Below are 7,884 nucleotides of genomic sequence, written 5' to 3' on the forward strand. Positions count from 1 at the left end.
AGTTCGTAAAAAAAGTAGAATTTTTCAGATGACAGAAGATTGTTTGGTATGCTATATTAAAAAGGTGTTTGTTCTATGAGAGAATTTGGAGAAGCTTCCATAGAATCTAAGAGGATAACAAATAAATTAGAAAGAGTCTGTGATATACAGACAGGGGTAAACAAAATATGGAAAAGAAACGTAATACTTTTTCAGGCTCGCTTGGATTTGTCCTTGCGGCCGCGGGAAGCGCAGTAGGACTTGGAAATATCTGGCGTTTTCCATATCTTGCAGCAAAGGATGGCGGTGGACTGTTCCTGGTCATATACCTGATCCTTGCACTGACATTTGGATATACACTTTTGGTGACAGAAGTATCAATCGGTCGGAAGACCAAGCAGAGTCCGCTTACCGCTTATAAGAAGCTGAATAAGAAATGGGGATTCCTTGGAATCATTGCAAGTCTGGTTCCGGTTATTATTTTCCCATATTACATAACGATAGGTGGCTGGGTTGTCAAATACTTCCTCGCATTTTTAACCGGTAAGGGTACAGAGGCAGCGCAGGACGGTTATTTTACAGGTTTTATTACATCAGATATCGAACCGGTCATTTTGATGTTGATATTTCTTGCTGTTACGGCATTTATCGTATTTCGTGGTGTTAATAAAGGAATTGAATCTTTTTCCAAGATCATCATGCCGTTGCTGATCCTTCTGGTTATAGGAATCGCGATCTTCTCCATAACGATCAAAAAGACCGGAGATGATGGAATTGTCAGAACCGGTGTAGAAGGTTTGAAATTATATCTGATTCCGAATCTGGACGGACTTACTGTGAAAAGCTTCTTTACGGTATTATTGGATGCAATGGGACAGTTATTCTTCAGTCTGTCTGTTGCCATGGGTATTATGATCGCTTACGGTTCTTATGTAAAAGATGATGCAGCTCTGAATAAATCAGTTGGACAGATTGAGATTTTTGATACGGTTGTAGCATTTCTTGCAGGCGTTATGATCATTCCTGCTGTATATGTATTCTCAGGAACAGAGGGAATGGCACAGGGTCCAAGTTTGATGTTCGTATCACTTCCGAAAGTATTTGCCCAGATGGGTAAGGTGGGAAATGTGATCGGTTGTCTGTTCTTCGCAATGGTATTATTTGCGGCATTTACCAGTGCAGTGTCTGTCATGGAAGCAATCGTGGCAAGTATCATGGATGAATTCCATACAAGCAGAGCAAAGGCCGGTATTATTGAGTTGATTGTCGCGATCATTGTTGGAACGATCGTATGTCTTGGATATAACAAGCTGTACTTTGAAGTAAAGCTTCCAAACGGATCGATCGCACAGATCCTTGATATCATGGATTACATCAGTAATAACATTATGATGCCGATCGTAGCAATCGGAACCTGTATCCTGGTCGGATGGATCTCCAAACCGCAGACGGTTATCGAAGAAGTGCAGAAGAACGGAGAAAAATTCAGCAGAAAAGGTATGTATGTGGTTATGGTGAAATTCATAACACCGATCCTGTTGTTTATCCTGTTCTTAAAGTCGATAGGTTTATTGACATTTATTTAAAGCTGTAAAATATAAATAATTTGTCAGCAATATTAAGTTTTCAAATGAATATTATCTAATATAGACCGATCGTCGGAAGCCGGATATTAAATCTTGCATCGACGGTCGGTTTTGTAATATGAAATATATTGAAGAATCTGTGGCAGACAGACCTCAAATGATAGAAAAATACAGATAAGAAAAAAACAGGTCATGGCATAATTAACAGTATTCCGCTATAATAAGGAAACAGAGGAGAGATGATTCATATAATAAATGGAAATAATTTATGGAGCGTGAATATATATGATATTAAGTTTAATTGTTGGTCTGGGACTGCCGCTTCTTGGAACGACGGCAGGAGCAGCCTGTGTATTTTTTATGAAGAAACAGATGAATTTGTTATTGCAGAAAGCATTGTCCGGATTTGCGGCGGGCGTTATGGTGGCTGCATCTATCTGGAGCCTGCTGATTCCGGCGATGGAGCAGTCGGAAGCAATGGGGAAGCTGGCATTTCTTCCGGCAACTATCGGTTTCTGGCTGGGAATTATATTTTTATTACTGATCGATACTCTGATGCCACATTTACATATTGACAGTAAGGAAGCAGAGGGGGTCAAAAGCAATTTCAAACGTACGACTATGATGGTATTTGCAATTATCATACATAATATTCCAGAAGGAATGGCAGTCGGTGTTGTTTATGCCGGATGGATCAGTGGCAGCACGAACATTACGTTGGCAGCAGCACTTGCATTATCCATCGGTATTGCGATCCAGAATCTTCCGGAGGGAGCGATCGTGTCAATGCCGCTTTGCTCGGAAGGATGCAGTAAAACGAAAGCATTTGGCTATGGATTCTTTTCCGGTATCGTAGAGCCGATCGCAGCGCTGATTACGATCGCACTTTCTTCGATCATGGTACCGGTGCTTCCGTATTTTCTGGGATTTGCGGCAGGAGCTATGCTATATGTTGTAGTTGAGGAATTGATACCGGAGATGGCAGAGGGCGAACATGCGAATCTTGGTACGATCATGTTTGCGGTAGGATTTTCAATGATGATGGTGCTTGATGTAGCACTTGGATAATAGAACAGTCAGAACGTGAAAATGCAGGTTATGGTTATTGTAAAAGGATAACTATATGCTGCATTTTTATGATTTATATAACTATATAACTGCATTTTTATGGCAGTTGATATTTTCGGAGTGTTCCACTATACTGTTATTAAGTATAGCTTGAAGCATAACAAAGGTCTGCTCACAGATATATTGATTTTATAGAACGCGCGAGGCAGACCGGATGATTATACAGGAAGAATTATATAGCAGAAGAAAAGAGGCAGATACAAGTGTATGATGTAAAATCATTAAAAGCAGAAGAATTTATTTCAGATGAAGAGATCAGAGAGACATTGGCATATGCCGATGCGAATAAAGATAACGTACAGATGGTTAATGAGATCCTTGCAAAAGCCAGATTAAAAAAGGGCTTGACGCACAGAGAAGCGTCTGTGCTGCTGGCCTGTGAGATGCCGGATAAGATCCGGGAGATGTATGATCTGGCAAGGGAGATCAAGGAAGATTATTACGGAAATCGTATCGTGTTATTTGCGCCGCTGTATCTGTCTAATTATTGTGTGAATGGATGTGTCTATTGTCCATATCACAGCAAGAATAAACATATTGCAAGAAAGAAGCTGACACAGGAGGATATCGTAAGAGAGGTTACCGCACTTCAGGATATGGGACACAAGCGTCTGGCGATCGAAGCCGGTGAAGATCCTGTGAATAATCCAATCGAATATATTCTGGAATGTATTAATACAATCTACAGTATCAAACATAAGAACGGTGCAATCCGCCGTGTCAATGTCAATATAGCAGCGACAACAGTTGAGAATTATACGAAGTTAAAGGATGCAGGCATCGGAACCTATATCCTGTTTCAGGAGACTTATCATAAGGAAAGCTATTTGAAATTACATCCGACAGGTCCGAAGCATGATTACGATTACCACACCGAAGCCATGGATCGTGCCATGGAAGGTGGTATCGATGATGTAGGACTTGGTGTACTGTTCGGATTGGAAATGTACCGGTATGAATTTGCAGGGTTACTGATGCATGCAGAGCATCTGGAAGCGGTTCATGGGGTAGGCCCGCATACGATCAGTGTTCCGAGGATCAAACGTGCAGATGATATCGACCCGGATGTATTCGATAACGGAATCAGTGACGATACATTTGCAAAGATCTGCGCACTGATCCGTATTGCAGTACCATATACGGGAATGATCATATCAACCAGAGAGAGTCAGGCAGTTCGTGAGAAAGTGTTGCCACTTGGTGTTTCACAGATCAGTGGAGGTTCGAGAACAAGTGTAGGTGGATATGATATCCCGGAGACATCAGAAGATATCACATCGGCTCAGTTCGATGTCAGCGATACCAGAACGCTGGATCAGGTTGTGAACTGGCTGATGAAGATGGATTATATACCAAGCTTCTGTACAGCATGTTACAGAGCAGGAAGAACTGGAGACCGGTTTATGGCACTCTGTAAGAGTATGCAGATCTTAAACTGCTGTCATCCAAATGCTCTTATGACGCTGAAGGAATATCTGGAAGATTATGCAAGCCCTGAGACGAAGCAGATCGGTCTGGAGCTGATCGAACGTGAGCTTGCCCGGATCCCGAATGAGAAGGTCAGACAGATCACGGCAGATCATATACATGATATTGCAGAAGGACAGAGAGACTTCCGGTTCTAACAGATGATAGGAAGAAGCGATCTTAACAGATGAATGGATTGCAGATAACAGAGATCGCAGATAAATGCTGAAGCAGACAGCGTATAACAACAGGGAGGGCAGCACATGGCAGGGTTAAATGAGACACCATCGGGCAATCGACTTCATATCGGAGTATTTGGAAAGACAAACAGCGGAAAATCTTCTTTTATCAACCGATTTTCCGGTCAGAATATATCAATCGTAGCGAATGTTGCAGGGACAACCACTGATCCTGTGTACAAAGCAATGGAAGTTTATCCGCTTGGCCCTTGTACCCTGATCGATACAGCGGGCTTTGACGATGCGACAGAGCTTGGGGAGGAACGCTTGGAAAAGACAAGGCTTGCAGCCGAGAAAACAGATATAGCGATCATTCTGCTTGTAGATACTGACATGGACGAGGAACTTCACTGGTATGAACAGTTTAAGGAAAAGAAGACACCTGTCATATGGGTGATCGGTAAGGCAGATATCCGGAATGATACAGAAAAGATAAATGAAACGTTGTATCAACAGACAGGACAGCGTGCGATTGTTATCAGTGCCGCGACTGGAGACGGTATGGATCAGGTAAGAAAAGAGCTTGTACGGAACCTGCCGGAGCAATATGGTGCTTCTTCGATCCTTAGAGAGCTGGTAACAAAGGGAGATCTGGTCATGCTTGTTATGCCGCAGGATATTCAGGCACCGAAGGGCAGACTGATCCTGCCACAGGTGCAGACACTGAGAGAATTGTTAGATAAAAAATGCCTTGTTATGAGCGTGACGACAGATCAGTATGTGGAAGCCTTATCCCATCTGACAGAGGCACCGAAGCTGATCATAACGGATTCACAGGTATTTGCCTATGTCTATGAGCATAAGCCTAAGAAATCTATGTTGACTTCCTTTTCTGTGTTATTTGCCGCACATAAGGGAGATATCGAATATTATATAGAGGGAGCAAATGCGATAGGAAAGCTGAATGGGGAATCCCATGTGCTGATTGCAGAGTGCTGTACACATGCACCGTTAAAAGAAGATATCGGACGGGAAAAGATTCCTAAGATGCTGCGGAAACGGTATGGAGAAAATATGACGATCGATATAGTCAGTGGAACGGATTTCCCGGATGATCTGCAGGGGTATGATCTTGTCATACAGTGTGGGGGCTGTATGTTTAACCGCAAATATATTATGTCAAGGATCGATCATGCAAAGGAGCAACAGATCCCGATGACCAATTATGGTGTGGTGATCGCGTATCTGACCGGGATATTAGATAAGGTTGTAATACCTGTCTAAAAAGCCGGAAAAGACAGAAGTCACTGATCATATTAATGGGCTTTAGGAAAAGGTAACAACAAATGCTACAGAAAGTAAGTAATATAATATATAATATAAAACAAAATCAGGAGGCAAAGTTTATGAAGAAATACGAAACGCCACAGATGAATATTGTAGAATTTGAAACAGAGGATATCATTTGTACGAGTGGAGACGTTATAACCGGAGATAATGAAACGCCTATTATTCCCGGAAAATAGGGAAATTAGGCTATAAGCCGGTAAACAGATGATGCCGGATATCAAAGAACAAATGATACGAAAATATACAGATAATTCAGGAGAACGATGATGAAACATTTAGTAAGAATCGCGTCCGTATCACCAAGAGTACATCTTGGTAATGTAACAAAGAACTGTAAGGAGCTTGAAACAGTTTATAGAACCTATGCAGAACAGGTAGACGTTATTGTGACGCCGGAACTGTCACTGACCGGATACACCTGCGGGGATCTGTTTGTGAACCGTCATCTGATCGACAGGGCAGAAGAAGGACTGTTACAATTGGCGGAAATGACAGCAGAATATGGCAAAAAGGGCGCAGCACTTGTTGTCGGTGTGCCATATGAAGTAGACGGAGAATTATTTAACTGTGGAGCTTTTTTATGGAACGGAATGGTGCTCGCACTCGTTCCGAAGATCTACCTGCCGAATTACGGAGAGTTTTATGAGAAACGGTGGTTTAGTGGAAGATGTGTAGAGAACCGGACAGTTGAACTGGCAGATGGATCGGAAACTTTATTTGGCAATTCCATCCTGATCGAGATGACGGATCCGAATCAGCAGGAGGAGCATGTTACATTTGGCATGGAGATCTGCGAGGATCTCTGGACACCGATCGCACCGGGAAGACTGCTGACACTTCAGGGAGCAGAGATCCTGCTCAATCTGTCGGCATCCAATGAAGTGATCGGAAAGGAACAGTACAGAAGAACACTGACAGGAAGTATGTCATCCTCCTGTATCTGTGGATATGTCTATACATCAGCCGGAGCCTATGAATCAACCTCGGATATGGTATTTTCCGGACATAATCTGATGTATGAAAACGGAAAATTATTAGGCGAGATCAAGCCATTTGAAGATGGTATCCTGATCCGTGATTTTAATATGACAAAGATCCGCCATGATCGTCTGGCAAATAAATCCTTTGCGGAGTGTAAACGGAATTTTGAAGCCGGAGAATACATGACAGTAAACTGCGAGAAGGTATTTGCAGAGAAAAAAGAAGTATGCGCAAAGGTTTCCATGACACCATTTGTTCCATCAAAGAACAGACTGGAACGATGCCGGTCGATCTTTGCAATGCAGGTTGCAGGCCTGCAAAGAAGAATCGAAGCCACACATGCGTCATGTATCGTTGTTGGCGTATCCGGTGGACTGGATTCTACGCTGGCACTTCTGGTATCTGCACAGGCAGTAAAGAATCTCGGACTGCCACCGGAGACAGTAACTGGTATCACGATGCCGGGATTTGGAACGACGAAACGCACAAAAAGCAATTCAACAACGCTTATGGAACTGCTTGGATGTGACATCCGGGAAATCAGCATCGTAGATTCTGTCCGTCAGCATTTTGCAGATATCGGGCAGGATGAAACAGTACATGATATTACATATGAGAACTGTCAGGCGAGAGAGCGGACACAGATCTTGATGGATGTAGCCAATAAAGAGGGCGGATTTGTGATCGGAACCGGTGATTTGTCAGAACTTGCACTTGGATGGTGTACCTATAACGGAGACCACATGAGCATGTATGCGGTGAATACCAGCATCCCGAAGACTCTGGTTCGGACTCTGGTAGATGAAGTTGGACATGATATGGATCGAAATGGATTTCCGGGAATTAAAGACGTGATAGAGGATATCATTGATACGCCGGTAAGCCCTGAACTGCTTCCGCCGAATGCGGATGGAACGATCGCGCAGAAGACAGAGGATACTGTTGGATCCTATATCCTGCATGATTTCTTCTTGTATTACACACTGCGTTATGGTATGGAGCCGGAAGATGTCTATGACCTTTGTAAAGAAGCGGTAAGACAGAGTGTAGAAGCTTCGGAAGATGGGGAAATAGAAGCATATACATTTACAGATGAAGAGATAAAGAAATGGCAGAAGGTATTCTATACCAGATTTTTCCGTCAGCAGTTTAAACGTAACTGTATGCCGGATGGCGTAAAGGTCGGTACGGTATCGGTAAGCCCAAGAGGGGAT

5 protein-coding genes are annotated in these 7,884 nt (G+C 42.9%); all 5 read left to right on the forward strand.

Translation table 11 applies throughout. The features are described 5' to 3' along the window. Positions 1-167: 167 nt before the first annotated feature. Positions 168-1,565, forward strand: a complete 1,398-nt coding sequence (locus tag DW959_RS12100) for a sodium-dependent transporter (protein ID WP_118616287.1) — start codon at positions 168-170, stop codon at positions 1,563-1,565. 285 nt (positions 1,566-1,850) lie between these two features. Beyond that, positions 1,851-2,633: a ZIP family metal transporter gene (locus tag DW959_RS12105; protein ID WP_118616289.1), complete on the forward strand. Its 783-nt coding sequence runs from the start codon at positions 1,851-1,853 to the stop codon at positions 2,631-2,633. A gap of 263 nt (positions 2,634-2,896) precedes the next feature. After that, entirely contained in the window at positions 2,897-4,318 is a 1,422-nt protein-coding gene (gene hydG / locus DW959_RS12110) for a [FeFe] hydrogenase H-cluster radical SAM maturase HydG (protein ID WP_117807292.1), read from the forward strand. Positions 4,319-4,423: 105 nt separating this feature from the next. After that, complete coding sequence (gene hydF, locus DW959_RS12115) at positions 4,424-5,623, forward strand: [FeFe] hydrogenase H-cluster maturation GTPase HydF (RefSeq protein WP_117807293.1); 1,200 nt, start codon at positions 4,424-4,426, stop codon at positions 5,621-5,623. Positions 5,624-5,955: 332 nt separating this feature from the next. Next, positions 5,956-7,884: NAD(+) synthase (locus DW959_RS12120; RefSeq protein ID WP_118484260.1), on the forward strand; the 1,929-nt coding region annotated here is incomplete at its 3' end.

This window comes from Clostridium sp. AM46-21, from assembly GCF_003480025.1.
Classification (GTDB): Bacteria; Bacillota; Clostridia; order Lachnospirales; family Lachnospiraceae; genus Coprococcus; species Coprococcus ammoniilyticus.

Excerpts from the sequence above, each read along its gene's own strand:
- hydF (WP_117807293.1), top strand. The coding sequence starts at position 4,424 with ATGGCAGGGTTAAATGAGACACCATCGGGCAATCGACTTCATATCGGA.
- DW959_RS12105 (WP_118616289.1), top strand. The coding sequence starts at position 1,851 with ATGATATTAAGTTTAATTGTTGGTCTGGGACTGCCGCTTCTTGGAACG.
- DW959_RS12100 (WP_118616287.1), top strand. The coding sequence starts at position 168 with ATGGAAAAGAAACGTAATACTTTTTCAGGCTCGCTTGGATTTGTCCTT.